Source organism: Janthinobacterium sp. NFX145, from assembly GCF_049810325.1.
GTDB lineage: Bacteria > Pseudomonadota > Gammaproteobacteria > Burkholderiales > Burkholderiaceae_D > Janthinobacterium > Janthinobacterium rivuli.
The window spans coordinates 806094-822349 of sequence record NZ_CP187360.1; the positions used below are offsets into that span (position 1 = coordinate 806094).

13 protein-coding genes are annotated in these 16256 nt (G+C 65.6%); 11 read left to right on the forward strand and 2 right to left on the reverse strand.

Translation table 11 applies throughout. The features are described 5' to 3' along the window. Positions 1-57: 57 nt before the first annotated feature. Together ACPJXG_RS03535 and ffh are read right to left on the reverse strand one after the other, a co-directional pair. Complete coding sequence (locus ACPJXG_RS03535) at positions 58-453, reverse strand: SWIB/MDM2 domain-containing protein (protein WP_071653383.1); 396 nt, start codon at positions 451-453, stop codon at positions 58-60. Between the two features lie 436 nt (positions 454-889). Continuing rightward, positions 890-2257 carry a signal recognition particle protein gene (gene ffh, locus ACPJXG_RS03540; RefSeq protein WP_034746567.1) on the reverse strand — a complete coding sequence of 456 codons (1368 nt, stop codon included), beginning with the start codon at positions 2255-2257 and terminating at the stop codon, positions 890-892. A gap of 239 nt (positions 2258-2496) precedes the next feature. Between ffh and ACPJXG_RS03545 the strand changes: the two genes are divergently transcribed. From ACPJXG_RS03545 to ACPJXG_RS03595, 11 genes are all read left to right on the forward strand, one after another. Further along, positions 2497-3006 (forward strand): sigma-70 family RNA polymerase sigma factor, encoded by a 510-nt coding sequence (locus ACPJXG_RS03545; protein WP_425253422.1) that lies wholly within the window; start codon positions 2497-2499, stop codon positions 3004-3006. After that, positions 3003-3995, forward strand: a complete 993-nt coding sequence (locus tag ACPJXG_RS03550; RefSeq protein ID WP_425253423.1) for a FecR domain-containing protein — start codon at positions 3003-3005, stop codon at positions 3993-3995. The genes ACPJXG_RS03545 and ACPJXG_RS03550 overlap by 4 nt, the downstream gene beginning before the upstream one ends. Before the next feature lie 114 nt (positions 3996-4109). Further along, complete coding sequence (locus ACPJXG_RS03555; RefSeq protein ID WP_425253424.1) at positions 4110-6311, forward strand: TonB-dependent siderophore receptor; 2202 nt, start codon at positions 4110-4112, stop codon at positions 6309-6311. A 110-nt stretch (positions 6312-6421) separates the two neighbouring features. Then, entirely contained in the window at positions 6422-6703 is a 282-nt protein-coding gene (locus ACPJXG_RS03560; RefSeq protein ID WP_099401612.1) for a hypothetical protein, read from the forward strand. Beyond that, entirely contained in the window at positions 6700-8403 is a 1704-nt protein-coding gene (locus tag ACPJXG_RS03565) for a PepSY-associated TM helix domain-containing protein (protein WP_425253425.1), read from the forward strand. The genes ACPJXG_RS03560 and ACPJXG_RS03565 overlap by 4 nt, the downstream gene beginning before the upstream one ends. Next, positions 8400-8741, forward strand: coding sequence for a DUF3325 domain-containing protein (locus ACPJXG_RS03570; RefSeq protein ID WP_035822157.1), 342 nt, complete (start codon positions 8400-8402; stop codon positions 8739-8741). The genes ACPJXG_RS03565 and ACPJXG_RS03570 overlap by 4 nt, the downstream gene beginning before the upstream one ends. Positions 8742-8832: 91 nt before the next feature. Beyond that, positions 8833-10020, forward strand: a complete 1188-nt coding sequence (locus ACPJXG_RS03575) for an efflux RND transporter periplasmic adaptor subunit (protein WP_425253426.1) — start codon at positions 8833-8835, stop codon at positions 10018-10020. A gap of 5 nt (positions 10021-10025) precedes the next feature. Beyond that, positions 10026-12020, forward strand: a complete 1995-nt coding sequence (locus ACPJXG_RS03580) for a MacB family efflux pump subunit (RefSeq protein WP_425254709.1) — start codon at positions 10026-10028, stop codon at positions 12018-12020. A 134-nt stretch (positions 12021-12154) separates the two neighbouring features. Further along, positions 12155-12685, forward strand: coding sequence for a sigma-70 family RNA polymerase sigma factor (locus ACPJXG_RS03585; RefSeq protein ID WP_425253427.1), 531 nt, complete (start codon positions 12155-12157; stop codon positions 12683-12685). Continuing rightward, positions 12675-13643 carry a FecR domain-containing protein gene (locus ACPJXG_RS03590; RefSeq protein ID WP_425253428.1) on the forward strand — a complete coding sequence of 323 codons (969 nt, stop codon included), beginning with the start codon at positions 12675-12677 and terminating at the stop codon, positions 13641-13643. The genes ACPJXG_RS03585 and ACPJXG_RS03590 overlap by 11 nt, the downstream gene beginning before the upstream one ends. A gap of 80 nt (positions 13644-13723) precedes the next feature. Next, a complete protein-coding gene (locus ACPJXG_RS03595; protein WP_425253429.1) occupies positions 13724-16237 on the forward strand; it encodes a TonB-dependent siderophore receptor in 2514 nt (837 codons plus the stop codon). The last annotated feature ends 19 nt before the right edge of the window (positions 16238-16256 follow it).

Genomic DNA, 16256 nt, shown 5'->3' on the forward strand with positions numbered 1-16256 from the left:
GCTCGCAGTAAAGCGGCGGGGCACTCACACGGCGCGAAACGCCCTGTGCGTATCTGATTATTTCAAATGATCGGAGATCAGTTTCGTCATTTCAAACATGGAGACTTGGGCTTTGCCGCCGAAAACTGCTTTCAGCTTGTCGTCCGCATTGATCATGCGGCGGTTGGCCGGATCTTGCAGATCGAGTTTTTTGATGTAATCCCATACCTTTTTGGTCACTTCCGTGCGCGGCAGTGGTGCTGCGCCAACAACGGCGGCCAGCTCTTTCGATGGCGTCATTGCTTTCATGAATGCTGCGTTTGGCTTGCGTGGTGTTGCCGGTGCTGCCGCTTTCTTCGCCGCTGCTGGTTTAGCTGCTGCTTTGGCTGCGGGTGCTGCTTTCTTGGCGGCTGCAGGCTTGGCTGCTGCTGCTTTGGCTGGCGCTGCTACTGGGGTTTTTTTGGCTGTTGCCATCTTCGAGCCTCCTTAACAAACACATGGGAAATTGCGCAATTAATCGCACGGCTAATATTGGTGTGGATTTACCTTGTATGCAAGTGTTTTTCACGTTTTCACGAGGAAAAAGCAGGGAAATGGCAATGCTGTCGCCCGGGCGCACCGCTTGGGAGCGCAGAACGGCGTTTTTGCCCGTAAATGGCATGGTTGCTGGCTATGCGGGGAGGGGCGCTGCCGGGGGAGGGAAGAGTGATGCCGGACACATGAAAATGCAATCTGGCATTATTTTATAACGGTGTTTCTTGATTCGAGATACGCCTCACGCGGCGTAAAAAAGGCCTTCAAAATCACAGCGAGCGGATGGTAATTGTGGCCGAGAAGCGCAACCGTACTTTAGTACGGTGAGCATCGCCGGCCGCAAAGACCACCGCGCAGCGGATTTTGAAGCCTTCCACTACCTCATGCCGGGCATCATGCCTTTCATACTGCGCATCATCTTCATCATGCCGCCGCCCGACAATTTCTTCATCATCGTCTGCATTTGCTCGAATTGCGTCAGCATGCGGTTCACTTCCTGCACTTGCACGCCGGCGCCGGCGGCGATGCGGCGCTTGCGCGTGGCCTTGATCAGTTCAGGCTTGGCGCGTTCCTGCGGCGTCATCGAATCGATGATGCCGCACATGCGGCGCACCTGTTTGTCAGCTTGATCCATGTTCTTGCCGCCTGCCGCCTGCTGGAACTGGGCCGGCAGCTTGTCCATCAGGTTGGCCATGCCGCCCATTTTCTTCATCTGGCCCAGTTGCGCCTTGAAGTCGTTCATGTCGAACTTGCCGCCGACCTTGATTTTTTGCGCCAGGTCGGCCGCCGCCTTGCTGTCGACGCCCTTGCGCGCCTCTTCGACCAGGGCGAGGATGTCGCCCATGCCCAGGATGCGGTTGGCCATGCGGGTCGGGTCGAACGCTTCCAGGCCGTCGAGTTTTTCCGAGACGCCGGCAAACTTGATCGGTTTGCCCGTGATGTGGCGCACGGACAGGGCCGCACCGCCGCGCGCGTCACCGTCAAGCTTGGTCAGCACGATACCGGTCAGCGGCAGCGCATCATTGAAGGCCTTGGCCGTGTTGATGGCGTCCTGGCCCAGCATGGCGTCGACGACAAACAGGGTTTCGATCGGTTTCACGGCGCCGTGGACGGCGGCGATTTCGCGCATCATCTCTTCGTCGATACCGAGACGGCCCGCCGTATCGATGATCAGCACGTCGTGGTAATGCTTTTTCGCCCAGTCCAGCGCGGCCAGGGCGATATCGACCGGCTTGTCCGTGCTGGTGGACGGGAAGAAGTCGGCGCCTACCTGGGCGGTGACCGATTGCAGCTGGGCGATCGCGGCTGGGCGATACACGTCGGCCGAGACGGTCAGCACTTTCTTCTTCTTTTCTTCCTTCAGATACTTCGCCAGCTTGCCGACGGTGGTGGTTTTACCCACACCCTGCAAACCGGCCATCAGGATGATGGCGGGCGGCTGCTGCGCAAAGCTGATCTGCGACGCTTCCGGTCCCAGGTCGGCGCCCATCAGGGCGGCCAGCTCGCGCTGCACCACGCCCACCAGGGCCTGGCCTGGCGTGAGCGAGGAAATGACATCCTCGCCCATGGCTTTTTCTTTGACTTTGGCGATGAATTCGCGCACGGCGGGCAGGGCGACGTCAGCTTCGAGCAGCGCCAGGCGCACTTCGCGCAGCATGTCGGCGGTGTTCGCTTCGGTCAGGCGCGCCTCGCCGCGCATGGTCTTGACGACTTTGGCAAGCCGTTGGGTGAGATTATCTAGCATGATGAACCTGCAATGAAAAGCTTGGGGGTGGGCGGCGCAAGCCGGACGATGGGCGCCATTTTACCCCATCGCGGGTGGCTGGCGGTCCCGCGCTGCGCCGCCTGGCGGTTGGCCTGCTTTTGAATTACTTGGTATTTCTGGCAATGCCGCGATTGCATGAATGGCAGGAACGCGGTTAGAATGAGAATAATTCTTATTTACATTCTCGGGCGCCGCACGCCCGGGCGGAAAGGGATGCCATGTCGGCCGCCGATTTTGCACAGCAACAAGACCTGCACGCGCTCTACAGCAGCCATCACGGCTGGCTGCAGGGCTGGCTGCGGCATAAGCTGGGCAATGCGGGCGAGGCGGCGGACCTGGCGCAAGATACCTTCGTCAGCGTGCTGACGGCCGATGCCGCGCCGCAGATCCGCGAAGCGCGGCCTTTCCTGGCCACCATCGCGCGCCGCCTGGTGGCGCACCGCTACCGCCGGCAAGTGCTGGAAGATGCGTATCTGGAGGCGCTGGCCTGCCTGCCGCCCGAGGTGGCGCCCGCGCCCGAGGAACGGCTGCTGGCGCTGGAAGCCTTGCAGGAAATCGACCAGGCCCTCGACGGCTTGCCGGCGCCCGTGCGCACGGCGTTCCTGCTGGCGCAGCTCGAAGGCCTCAGCTATGCCGAGATCGCCGCACGCCTGAACGTGTCTGCCAGCTCGGTCAAGCAATACCTGACGCGCGCCAACCGCCAGGTGTTTTTCTCGCTGCCGGCATGAGCAAGGTGGGCAATGCTGCGGCCCCGGCGGCCATCCGCGAGGATGTGCAGCAGCAGGCGGCCGAGTGGCTGACCATGCTGATGTCGGGCGAGATGGACGCGGCGCAGCACGCCGCATGGCAGCGCTGGCGCGAGGCCGGCCCTGAACATGAACGGGCCTGGCGGCATATCGAAGCCGTATCGCAGCGCTTCAACGGCTTGCACCGCGGTGCGGCCGCGCAGGCGCTGGCCGGCACGCAGCAGCAAGCCGTCAACGGCAAGCGGCGCCAGTTGCTGGCGTGGCTGGGCGTGGCGGCCGGCGGCGGCATGCTGGCCGCGCAGACGGATGCCTGGGATGGCGTGCGCGCCCTGCGCGCCGACTACCGCACGGCCACGGGCGAGCGGCGCGAGGTGGTGCTGGACGATGGCAGTGTGCTCAGCCTGAATACGGCTTCGGCCGTGAACGTGCGTTTCGACGCCAGCCGGCGCCTGATCGAGCTGCTGGCTGGCGAGATCCTCGTCACCAGCGGCCATGGCGCCGGCAGCGGCGCGCCTTTGGTGGTGGCCACGCGCGAAGGCCTGGTGCGCGCGCTGGGCACGCGCTTTGCCGTGCGCCAGCAGGATGACTACAGCACCGTGGACGTGTTGGAAAGCGCCGTTGAAATCCTGCCCCGCGATGGCAGCGGCGCGCCCTTGCTGCTGGCGGCCGGCCACGGCGTGGCGTTTTCCCGCCAGGCGCCTGACGCGCCGCACGCCATCGATGCGTATGCGCACGCCTGGTCGCGTGGGCAGCTGATCGTCGACGACGTGACCCTCGGCGATTTCCTTGCCGACCTGGCCCGCTACCGCCCCGGCGTGATCGATTGCGCACCGGCAGTGGCCCAGCTGCGCCTGTCGGGCGTGTTCCCGCTGGCCGATACCCAGCGCATCCTGAGCATGCTGCCCAATTCCTTACCAGTGCAGGTGCGCAGCCACACGCGGTATTGGGTCAGCGTCGAACCGGCGCCGTAGTACCCCACAAAAAATACTTGCAGCCGGACTGCCCGTTTTTCGTTTTCGCGGCACCTACAGAGTAGGGCGCCTGTTTTTCACCGTCTGATGATGCCACTACTATCAGGAACTTGCATGTTTCACGCTTTGAATTTTGTCAGTTTGCCATCTCCTCACTGCGCATTGCGTCCGCTGGCGCAAGCGGCTGCGGCCCTGTGCCTGGCCGCCAGCCTGCCGGCGCTGGCGCAGCAGGCCACGCCTGTCCTCCCTGCTGCCGAACAGACCATGCTCGGCGTGTCCGTCACGGCAGGACGCGATGCGACAACGGAAGGCAGCGGCTCCTACACGACGGGCGTGAGCAATACAGCCACCAAGCTGAACCTGTCGCTGCGCGAGACGCCGCAGTCGGTCAGCGTGCTGACGCGCCAGCAGATCGATGACCTGGGCATCACGACCCTGGACGACGCGGTGCAGTCGATCACGGGATTGGTTATGCAAAAGGGCAACTTTACGGGTGATTCGGGCAGTTTCAGCGCGCGCGGTTTCCCCGTCGAGAACATCCTGTTCGATGGCTTGCCTACCAGCCTGGGCGCGAACGGCACCTTCAATGGCGACAATGACGATCTGGCCATCTACGACCGCATCGAGGTGGTGCGCGGCGCCACGGGCTTGATGACGGGCAGCGGCACGCCCAGCGCGGCCATCAACATGGTGCGCAAGCGCCCGACGGCCACGCCGCAAGCGTCATTCTCGGCCAGCGTGGGCAGCTGGAGCAACTACCGCCTGGAAGCCGATGCGGCCAACGCGCTCAATGAAGCGAAGACCCTGCGCGGGCGCATCGTCGCGACGGTGCAGGACAAGAAGGATTTTGTCGACGTGCTGCATGGCCGCAATCACCAGCTGTACGGCATCATCGAGGCGGATCTGCGCCCGGACACCACCTTGACCGTGGGCGCCCACTACCGCAAGACGGATAACGACGGCGTCGCGACGGGCGTGGTGACGGCCGCCGACGGCAGCTTTTTGAACTTGCCCCGCTCGACTTACCTGGGCACCGACTTCGATGGCTGGCGCCAGACGGATAAAACCATCTTCGCCGAACTGGAACACCGCTTCGGCAATGGCTGGAAGGCCAAGCTGGCCGCCACGCGCAAGACGCCCGAGATCGACACGACGTTTTCCGGCATCAACCGCCGCGGCGACACCCTGCGCTTCAATTCGCAAAGCTACCGCGCCGAACTGGCCAATACCAGCTATGACGCGTATGCCAGCGGCAGCTACAGCCTGTTCGGCCGCGAGCACGAGCTGACGGTCGGCGCCAGCCACCGCCGTTCGTCGAAAAACAGCTATGGCGGCTGGGCGGCGTACACCCGGCAAGCGAGCGCGCCGGTGATCGACCCCTACCACTGGGATGTGGGCAGCGTGGCGCGCCCCGTCATCAATTACGCGCAGTGGGGCACGGCCAGCATCACCGAGCAAAGCGGCGTGTATGCGGGCACGCGCATGCGCCTGGCCGAGCCGCTGTCGCTGGTGCTGGGCGGGCGCGTGAGCTGGTACAAGGACGATGCCGGCTACTCGGTGGCGCGCGAATTCACGCCGTACGCCGGCGTCGTGTATGACCTCGACAAGCAGCATTCCGTGTACGCCAGCTGGACCGAGATCTTCCAGCCGCAAGCGGCCACCGACGCCAATGCGCAGCCATTGAAGCCGATCAGCGGCACCAACTATGAAGCGGGCGTAAAAGGCGAATACTTCGGCGGCGCCCTCAATGCCAGCGCGGCCGTGTTCCAGATCCGCCAGCAAAACCGCGGCGTGGACGACCTGGCCGGCCCGGATCCCTGCCCTGGCAGCACGTGGGGCTATTGCCAGCGCGCGTCGGGCGAAGTGCGCAGCGAAGGCGTGGAGCTGGACGTGGCGGGCGCGCTGACGCCCGACTGGCAGCTGTCGGCCGGTTTTACGTATGTGAAGGCGCAATTTACGCGCGACAGCGATCCGGCCAATATCGGCAAGGATTTCAACAGCCGCTATCCGCGCCAGCAGCTCAAGCTGGCCACCAGCTACCGCCTGTCCGGCGCGGCGCAGGGCTGGCGCATCGGCGCTTCGGTGTACGGGCAGGGCGCGACCGAGTCGAAGGAAGGCACCTACCATCTGCGCCAGGGCCGCTACGCGATCGTGGGTCTGAACGCGGCGTGGCAGATCGACAGCCGCGCCGAGCTGCGCCTGAACGTGAACAATGCGCTCGACAAGCGCTACTACCAGAGCATCTACTCCGATGTGGTGGGCAACCTGGTGGGCACGCCGCGCAACCTGATGCTGACCTTGAACTACACACTGTAAATAACCGCTTTTGAATGATCTATCTTGATGAAGGATGCATGGCTTATGGAAGTGCAGTTGAATCTGGCCCGCGCTGGCGCGCGCCAGCGTATGCCGCAGGGAGCGCCGCGATGATGAAATCGGCCCACATGATGTTGTTCTCGCGCGTGCTGGCCGCCATCTTTGGCGGCTATGCACTGACGTCCGGCGTGGCCGTGCTGCTGGCCGCCGTGCTGCCGCTGTCGCGCGCCGAAGCCGTGCTGACGGCCACCCTGAGCGCCTTCGTCGTCTACACCTGCGCCGTGATCTGGGTCTTTGCCGTGCAGGATCTGCGCCGCGCCTGGCTGGGCATGCTGCTGCCGGCGATTTTATGCGGCGGCCTTGGCCTGCTGCTGTCGCGAGGTGCAGCATGAACGCCGTCAAGGTAGATAAAGTGGTGAAAACGCCGCAGCAGGGCGGCTTGCGCCAGGCCATGGCCTGGCTGCATACGTGGAGCGGCCTGTGGATTTCCTGGCTGCTGTTCGCCATTTTCCTGACCGGCACCCTGGCCGTCTTCGACGACCCGATCGGCCACTGGATGACGCCCGAACACGCGCTCGAAGAGGCGGCGCATGCGAACGATCCGCCGCTGCCGAAGGTCACGGACCGTGGGCACCGCCTGGAACTGGCGCTCGACTTCATGGCCAAGGAACATCCGAAGGCGGACATGTGGGAAATCTGGCCCGTGCAGCGTCCCGGCCACGGCTTGTCCGCCTACTGGTTCCAGCCCGCCGGCGGCTACGGCTCGGCGGACCTCGATCCGCTGACGGGCGCCGTCATCGAACATGCGCGCGAGGCAACGCAGCGCGAGACCATCGGCGGCCACCATTTCGTCGATTTTCACTACGAGCTGCACGCGGGACGCATCGGCGTATGGATCGTCGCCATCACCACCATGATCATGCTGGTGGCGCTGGTGAGCGGCGTCATCACGCACAAGCGCATCTTCAAGGATTTCTTCACCTTCCGCCCGGCCAAGGGCCAGCGTTCGTGGCTCGACGCGCACAACGCGGTGGCCGTGCTGACCTTGCCGTTCCAGTTCATGATCGCCTACACGGGCCTGGCCTTCTTCAGCGATGACTATGTGCCGGCCCCCGTGGTGGCGCAATACGGCATGGACAATGCCAAGAAGGCCTTCCTGGCCGACTGGAACGATGTGGGTAAACCCGCGAAAACGGGCCAGCCGCTGGCCATTCCCGCGCTGGAATCGTACGCGCTGCGCGCCGAACAGGCCATCGGCCAGGAAATTCGCGCCGTGGTGCTGGACAACCCGAACGACGCGTCCATGCGCGTGTGCATGTACGGCTGGAATGAAGAGACGGACACGATGGAACGCCTCAGCGCCAACACGGGGCGGGCCTGCTATGCGCTGGCCACGGGCGAACAGGTCGCCTTGCGCCGGCCCGGCGAGTCGGATACGGGCGGCGCGGGCCTGACGCGCTCCGTCATGTCGAACCTGCACATGGTGGGCTTTGGCGGTACGCCGATGCGCTGGCTGTACTTCTTCTGCGGCCTGGCCGGCACGGCCATGATGGGCACGGGCGCCATCCTGTTCATGGTCAAGCGTCGCCAGAAGTCCGGCGGCGAGTTCGGCGCTTACACGCAGCGCGTGTACCGCGTCATCGCCTGCCTGAACGTGGCGGCGATCGCCGGCCTGTCCATCGCCTGCGTGGGTTTCCTGTGGGCGAACCGTTTGATCCCCGTCGGCATCGAGCACCGCGCCGGCTGGGAATTGCGGGCCTTCTTCGGCGTGTGGTTTGTGATGCTGGTGCACGCCTGCCTGCGTGCGGAAAAGCGCGCGTGGATCGAGCAACTGGGCTTGCTGGCCGCCCTGTGCCTGCTGCTGCCGGTGCTCAATGTACTGAGCACGGGCGATAACCTGGCGGCGCAAATCGCGCGCGGCGACTGGGAAAGCGCCGGCGTGGAGCTGGGCTGCATGGCCTTCGGCCTGCTGGCCGCCTGGGGCGCATGGAAAGTCCACAAGCGCAAGGAAAAACCACTGAAAAAGGCCGCGGCCAGGGAAAACGCTGCGCCCACGGCCAGCCTGCACGTCACTACGGAAGGACAGTCATGATCAATACCATCCTGTGCGCGCTGGGCCTGTCGTATGCGGGCATGGCCAGCCTGTCGCTGGCGATGGACCGCCACCATGGCCAGGTCTGGGGCAGGGACGCGGCGCCGAACGTGCGGCGCGCGCTGCAACTGGCCGGCACCGTCCTGCTGGCGCTGGCCATCTGGCCCTGCGTGGCCGGCTGGAGCGCCACCGTCGGCGTCGTCGCCTGGCTGGGATTCATCGGGGCGGGCGCGCTGCTGGTGGCCCTGCTGTTGCCGTATGCCCCCCGCTTGCTGTTTCGTAGTTCCCTGCTGGCAGCCGTCGCCGCGCTGGCAGGTCTTGTGACGTTCCTGCGGTGATGTTCACCGCCATTTTCAAGGATAGACTGATGCACTTTTCACGCCTGGCGACACCGATTGATGTGTTGAATGTATTGAAAGCGGCTGCCTGATGGCGGCCCGCCTGCCTACCCGCCGCGCCCGCATCCTGGGCGGCGTGGTCTTGCTGGCGCTGTTCGGCGCCGGCGCACTGTGGGCCACGCGCGGCCCGAAAACCGTGTTCGACACGGCGCCCGTCAAGCGGGGCAACATTGAGGCCAGCGTCACGGCCATCGGCACCCTGCAGCCGCAAACCTATGTCGACGTGGGCGCGCAAGTGTCGGGCCAGATCACGCGTTTGCACGTGCAGCCGGGCAGCGCCGTGGAAAAAGGCCAGCTGCTGGCCGAGATCGACCCCAGCGTGCAGCAAGCCACGGTCGACGCGGGCCGCGCCGCGCTGGCGGGCTTGCGCGCGCAGCTGGCCGACCAGCAGGCGCAGCACCGCCTGGCGGGCCAGCAGCATGTGCGCCAGAAACAGATGGCCAAGTTCGATTCCACGCCCTTGGCCGACCTGGAAACGGCCGAAGCCACGCTGGCCTCGGCCGGCGCCAAGATCGATCACCTGAAGGCGCAGATAGCCCAGACCCAGGCCAGCCTGAAGGCGGACGAGGCGCGCCTCGGTTACACGCGCATCTACGCGCCCATGGCCGGCAAGGTGGTGGGCCTGGATGCAAAAGAGGGGCAAACCCTGAACGCCACGTACCAAACGCCGAACATCCTGCGCATCGCCGACCTGTCGGCCATGACGGTATGGACGGAAGTGTCGGAAGCGGACGTGCGCCGCGTGCGCCCGGACATGCCCGTGTATTTCACCACCCTGGGCGGCGACCAGCGGCGCTGGAGCGGCAAGGTGCGGCAAGTGCTGCCGGCCCCGCCGGTTCCCGGTGGTTCCGCGGCCGGCACGGCCCTGGCGCCGTCGACCAGCAAGGTGATTTTATATACCGTGCTGTTCGACGTCGATAACGCCGATGGCGAATTGATGCCGCAGATGACGGCGCAAGTGGTATTCGTCACGGCCGCGGCGAACAATGTGCTGGCCGTGCCCTTGCCGGCCCTGAAACCGTCGACGGAAGAAGGCGCCAAGCCGGGGCAGTTCACGGCCCGCGTGATGGATGCGGACGGCAAGGTCGATACGCGCGCCGTCACCGTCGGCGTGCGCAACCGCCTTAGCGCGGAAGTGCTGCAAGGCTTGCGCGAAGGTGAATTGCTGGTCACGGGCGAACAGCCGGCCGGCAGCGGCAGCAGCAGGTTCCAGCTGTGAGCGCGATGAGCGAGGCCGTGTCGCTGGGGCAACCCGGAGAAGCTGGCCAGCCGGTTCCTTTGATTGAACTTGCCGGCATCCGCAAGCGCTACGGCGGCCATGACGGCGCACCGGCCGTGGAAGTGCTGCGCGGCCTGACCCTGTCGATTGGCGCCGGCGAATTCGTCGCCATCGTCGGCGCCTCCGGTTCCGGCAAGTCGACCCTGATGCATTTGCTGGGATGCCTGGACCGCCCCAGCGACGGCACCTACCGCTTCGCCGGCCAGGACGTGGCCAGCCTGAATCCCGATGAACTGGCGTGGCTGCGGCGCGAAGCGTTCGGCTTCGTCTTTCAGGGCTATCACCTGATCGCCACGGAATCGGCGCGCGAAAACGTGGAAGTGCCGGCCCTGTATGCGGGCATGCCGGCCGCCGCCCGCCATGCGCGTTCCGCAGCGCTGCTCAAGCGCCTGGGACTGGGAGAACGGCTCGATCACCGGCCAAACCAGTTGTCGGGCGGGCAGCAGCAGCGCGTGTCGATCGCGCGCGCGCTGATGAATGGCGGGCGCATCATCCTCGCCGATGAACCGACGGGGGCATTAGATAGCAGCAGCGGCGCCGAAGTCATGGCGCTGCTGGGCGAACTGGCCGACGCGGGCCACACCATCATCCTCATCACGCATGACCGCAAGGTGGCGGCCCAGGCGCGCCGCGTAATCGAGATCAGCGATGGCGAAATCGTCGAAGACTCTGGCGCCATCGCCATTCCCGCCACGTCGACGGCCCTGCCGCCGCTGGACATGTCGCGCGCCGCCCACGATACGGGCGCGTCGCTGGGCACGGAATTGCTCGACGCGGCGCGCGCGGCATGGCGCGTGCTGTGGATCAACCGCTTCCGCACGGGCTTGACCTTGCTCGGCATCGTCATCGGCGTCGCCTCGGTCATCGTCATGCTGGCCATCGGCCTGGGCACGCGCCAGCAGGTGATGGCCCAATTGGGCGCGTTCGGTTCAAACTTGCTGTACATGGCGTCGCGCGGCGAAAGCTCGCGCATTCCGGGGCGCAGCATCACCCTGGCCGACCTCGATGCGCTCAAGGACGTGCCGGGCATCACCCACGTGCTGCCGAATGTCACGGGCAACAAGGTGATACGCCACGGTAACCTCGACGTGCAGACCTATGTGCGCGGCACGGGGCCGGCCCTGCCGCAGATCCAGACCTGGCCCGTGGCCAAGGGCGGCTTCTTTACCGAGGAAGACGAGCGCGAGATGGCCACCGTGGCCGTGCTGGGCGCGCACCTGGCGGAAAAGCTGATGCCCGACGTGGCCAATCCCGTGGGGCAGAATATCCTGATCGGCAACGTGCCGTTCCAGGTGATCGGCGTGATGAGCGCGAAGGGTGCGCTGACGGGCGAGAAGGATGAAGACGACGTGCTGCTGCTGCCGTTTTCCACGGCCGGCATCCGCGTCTTCGGCCAGCGCGAGCCCACGTACACCGTCATGGCGGTGGCCGACGTCAAGCGCGTGACGGAGGTGGAGGCGGCGGTCGACGCCACCATGTTCGAGCGCCACCGCATCCGCGACTACGGCATCAGCAACGCGGCCGCGTCGATTGCCGCCGAAGCCAAGACGCAGGACAACATGACCATGATGCTCAGCCTGATCGCCGCCGTCTCGCTGGTGGTGGGCGGCATCGGCGTCATGAACGTGATGCTGATGACGGTGCGCGAGCGCACGCGCGAAATCGGCATCCGCATGGCGACGGGCGCGCGCCGGCGCGACATCCTGCGCCAGTTCCTCACCGAAGCCGTGCTGGTGTCGGTGGTGGGCGGCGTGGCCGGCATCGTGGTCGGCGTGACGGTGGCCGGCTTGCTGCTGGTATGGGACGTGCCGGTGATTTTTTCCCTGAGCGCCATCGCCGGCGCATTCGCCTGCGCCGTGGTGACGGGGCTGGTGTTTGGCTTCATGCCGGCGCGCAAGGCGTCGGGACTCGACCCCGTCGTGGCGCTGGCTGGCCAGTAAGGCCGGCTGTTGTAAAAACGCCGGCGCAGTGCCTGCCATCGCGGCCAGGCATTGCGCCGCCGTTGTTGTTTCGGCTAAAATGAGAATAATTCTTATTTGCATTGGTGCCAGGCGCCTGACAGGAAAGGATGCCCATGTCGGCCGCCGACTTCGCCCTACAGCAAGACCACTCTTCTCCCACGCATGCCGCCGGGGCGCTGTACCAGCAGCACCACGGCTGGCTGCATGGCTGGTTGCGCTACAAGCTGGGCAATGCCGCCGACGCGGCCGACCTGGCGCACGACACCTTCATCCGCGTCCTGGCGCGGCGCGACCTCGGCGCCATCAGCCAGCCGCGCGCCTACCTGACGACGGTGGCGCGCGGCATCCTGATCAACTGGTATCAGCGCCAGGCGCTCGAACGCGCCTATCTTGACGCCATCGCCCTGCTGCCCGAAGCGCAAGCGCCTTCATGCGAAGAGCAATTGCTGATCCTGGAAACCCTGCACCAGGTCGACGCCATGCTCGATTTCCTGCCGGCCGCCGTGCGGCGCGCCTTTCTGCTGTCGCAGCTGGAAGGGTTGACGTATGACGCCATCGCCGCGCGGCTGGACGTGTCGCTGGCCAGCGTGAAGCGCTATATGAAGCAGGCGTTCCTGGCGTGCCTGCGGCTCGATGGCGACTAGCTTGGGCGCCCGCGTTCCCATCGATCCGCGCGTGCTCGAACAGGCGGCTGACTGGCTGATGCAACTGCACTCGGGCGCGGCCAGCGCGCAGCAGCGGCGCGAATGCGAACGCTGGCGCGCGAGCGACCCGGAACATGCGCGCGCCTGGCAGCGTGCCGAAGCGCTGCTGGGCAAGCTGGGTGGCCTGCCGCCGGAGCTGGCCATGCCGGCGCTGGACCGATCCCGCGCATCGCGAACCTTGGCGCGCCGCGCCGCGCTGCTGAAACTGGCGGCCTTGCTGGCCGTGGTGCCCGGCGCCTGGCTGCTGATGGAGCAGCAGGGCTGGCGCCATGACTACCAGACGGCGACGGGCGAGCGGCGCGACATCGTGCTGGCCGATGGCAGCCGCATCAGCCTCAACACGGCCACCACCCTGGACGTGCAATTCGATGGCGCGCAGCGCCTGCTGACCCTGCGGCGCGGTGAAATCGCCGTGCACACCGCGCCCGATGCGCAGCGCCGCCCCTTCTTCGTCGCTACTGCCGAAGGCCGCCTCGAAGCGCTGGGCACGGTGTTTTCCGTGCGCCAGGAAGATGGCCAGACGGCGCTGGCCGTGCGGGAAAGCCGCGTGCGCGTGCAGGCGCGCAGCGGTGCGCAGCACATCATTGCGGCGGGTTCGCAGGTGGACTTCACGGCGGCGGCCATCGGCGAACCGCGAGCGCTGGACGGCGGCGCGCTGGCGTGGCAGCGCGGCATGCTGCTGGCCGACGCCATGCGCCTGCACGACTTCGCGCTGGAACTGGGCCGCTACCGGCCCGGCATCGTGCACTGCGATCCCTGCGTGGCCAATGTGCGCGTCTCGGGCGCCTTCCCCATCACGGATACGGATGCGGCGCTGGTGATGCTGGTGTCGACCTATCCCGTGGCGGCGCGCACGCGTCTTGGCGGCTACTGGGTCACCCTGGATGCGCCTGAATAAATAGTTGAAGAAACCTGACACTTTTTTCGCGCCGGGCTGGCAAGGGGAGGAAGATCCCATTGCCATGTAAAGGAAACGTCATGCCCGCCGCCCCCCTCCGTTCCATCGTTTTTCTCTCCGTCCACCTTGCCATGCTGGCCATGGCGGCACCGGCCCATGCGGTGTCGCTCGATGCGCCCGCCGCGCGCAGCATTGAACTGCCGGCCGGCCCCCTGGGCCGCAATCTCTCCACCGTGGCTGTCGAAGCGGGCATCGCCCTGTCCTTCGATCCAGCCCTGGCGGCGGGGCTGAGCAGTCCCGCGCTGAGCGGCAGCTATACCCCGCGCGCAGCGCTTGCGCGCCTGCTGGCCGGCAGCGGCCTGGAAATCACCGGCCGCAGCGACGGCAGCTACACCTTGCAAAAAGCGCTGCCCGCCACCGCAGCCACCGCTGCCAGCGCCGCCGGCGCCGCCGGCGAACAAACCCTGGCCGCGATCCGCGTGCGCGCGCGCCGCGCCGCCGATGGCAGCACGGAAGGAACGGCTTCCTACACGAGCCGCGTCACCAGCATCGCGTCGAAGACGGACCAGTCGTTCCGCGAGATTCCCCAGTCGGTGTCGGTGGTGACGCGCCAGCAGCTCGATGACCAGGACGTCAAGGATATCGGCGGCGCCATGGCGCTGACGCCGGGCATCACTTTGCAGCGCGTAAACGGCCACGCCTACAATTTCTACTCACGGGGCTTCCAGATCGACAGCATGCAGATCGATGGCGGCGCGCCCTTCAATATCGGCAGCTACACCGCGACGGCAATCCAGGACATGGCGATGTACGACCGGGTCGAGGTGATGCGCGGCGCGTCCGGCCTGCTGGCCGGTGCCGGCGATCCCGGCGGCATCATCAACCTGGCGCGCAAGAAACCGCTCGAGCACCGGCAGCTGACGGCCGGCTTGTCGGCGGGCAGCTGGAGCAATTATCGCGCCGACATCGACGCCACGGGCCCGCTCACTGACGACGGGCGGCTGCGCGGGCGGGTGGTGGCCATGTATGAAAATGATGGCTCCTTCATGCGCCACTTCCGCACGGAAAAGGCACTCGTGTATGGTGTGCTGGAAGCGGACCTGCCCACGGGATCGCTATTGACCGTGGGCGGTTCGCATGGCAAGCGCGATACGACTGGCAGTGGTTCCGGCTTGCCCCGTTATGCGGACGGCGCAGATGTGCACTTGCCGCGCTCGACCAACCTGAGCCAGCCTTGGGGCTACGTCGACAATGAGGTCACGGAACTGTTTGCCCAGCTTGAACACCGTTTTGCCACTGGCTGGAAGCTGAAATTGAATGCCAGCCATGTCGAGCAGAGCGCCAAGGGGCGCGGCACGTTTACCACTGGCGCCGTGCAGCCCGGCGGCAGCGACGGCGTCGTGTGGGCCGGCACGCGTAACAATGCCTGGAATCACCAGAATGTGCTGGACCTGAACCTGACGGGCAATTTCAAGCTGCTGGGACGCACGCATGAGTTGCTGCTGGGGGCCGACAGGCAGAAGGTCACGAGCTACTGGGATTCGGCCCGGCAGACGGGGGCGGGCATCACGCCGGCCAATCCCTTCGATCCCGATGCCACGCCCTGGGCGGGTGGCGATAATGGCCCTGTCTGGTACCGTTTCCATCCATGGGAGCAGGAACAATATGGCGCTTACGGCACCGTGCGCCTGCATCCCAGCGACCAGCTGCACGTGGTGCTGGGCGCGCGCCTGGCCCGCTACAAGTTCAAGCAATATGTGGCATCCCTGGACGGCGACACGGGTGTGTGGTCGCCCGATTCGGACAGCCGCTTCAGCGAGCCGACCAAGCTGACGCCGTATGGCGGCATCATTTACGACCTCAATCCACAGTGGTCGGCGTATGCCAGCTATTCCGCCATCTTCAAGCCGCAGGCGCTGTACAAGGCGGGGCCAGTGCCGGGCACCTCGCTCAAGCCCATCACGGGCAAGAGCTATGAAGGCGGCCTCAAGGGCGAATTGCTTGAGGGCCGACTGAATGCCACCTTCAGCCTGTTCCATGTCGAACGCAGTGGCGAGGCCGTGCTTGACCCTGGCTATCCGGAAGAAACCGACCTGTATGCTGGCAATTGCTGCTATTTGCCGCAGGGCAAGGTGACCAGCCGCGGCGTGGATATGGAAGTGGGCGGCGAACTCTTGCCCGGCTTGCAGGCCGCCGCCGGCTATACCTTTAACCACAGCAAGAATGACAGCACGGGCTTGCCTTTCAGCAGCATCACGCCCAAGCATCTGTTCAAGCTGTCGACGGCGTACACCTTGCCTGGCGCCTGGTCGGCCTGGAAGGTGGGCGGCAATGTCGCCATCCAGAGCGCCAACTACACGAGCGGCACGGTGGTCACGCGCGATGGCGGCGAGCAGGACTTTCAGTTTACGCAGGGCGGCTATGCCGTCTGGAGCGCTCTGGCGCAGTACCGCATCGATCCCCGCTGGTCGCTGGCCCTGAACGTCAATAACGTCTTCGACAAGCGCTACTATGAAAAGACGGGCTACACGGGGGGCGGCAACTGGTATGGCGCGCCACGCAATGCGAGCCTGACCCTGCGCGCCACGTTTTAAGCAGGATGGGCTGGCCAGG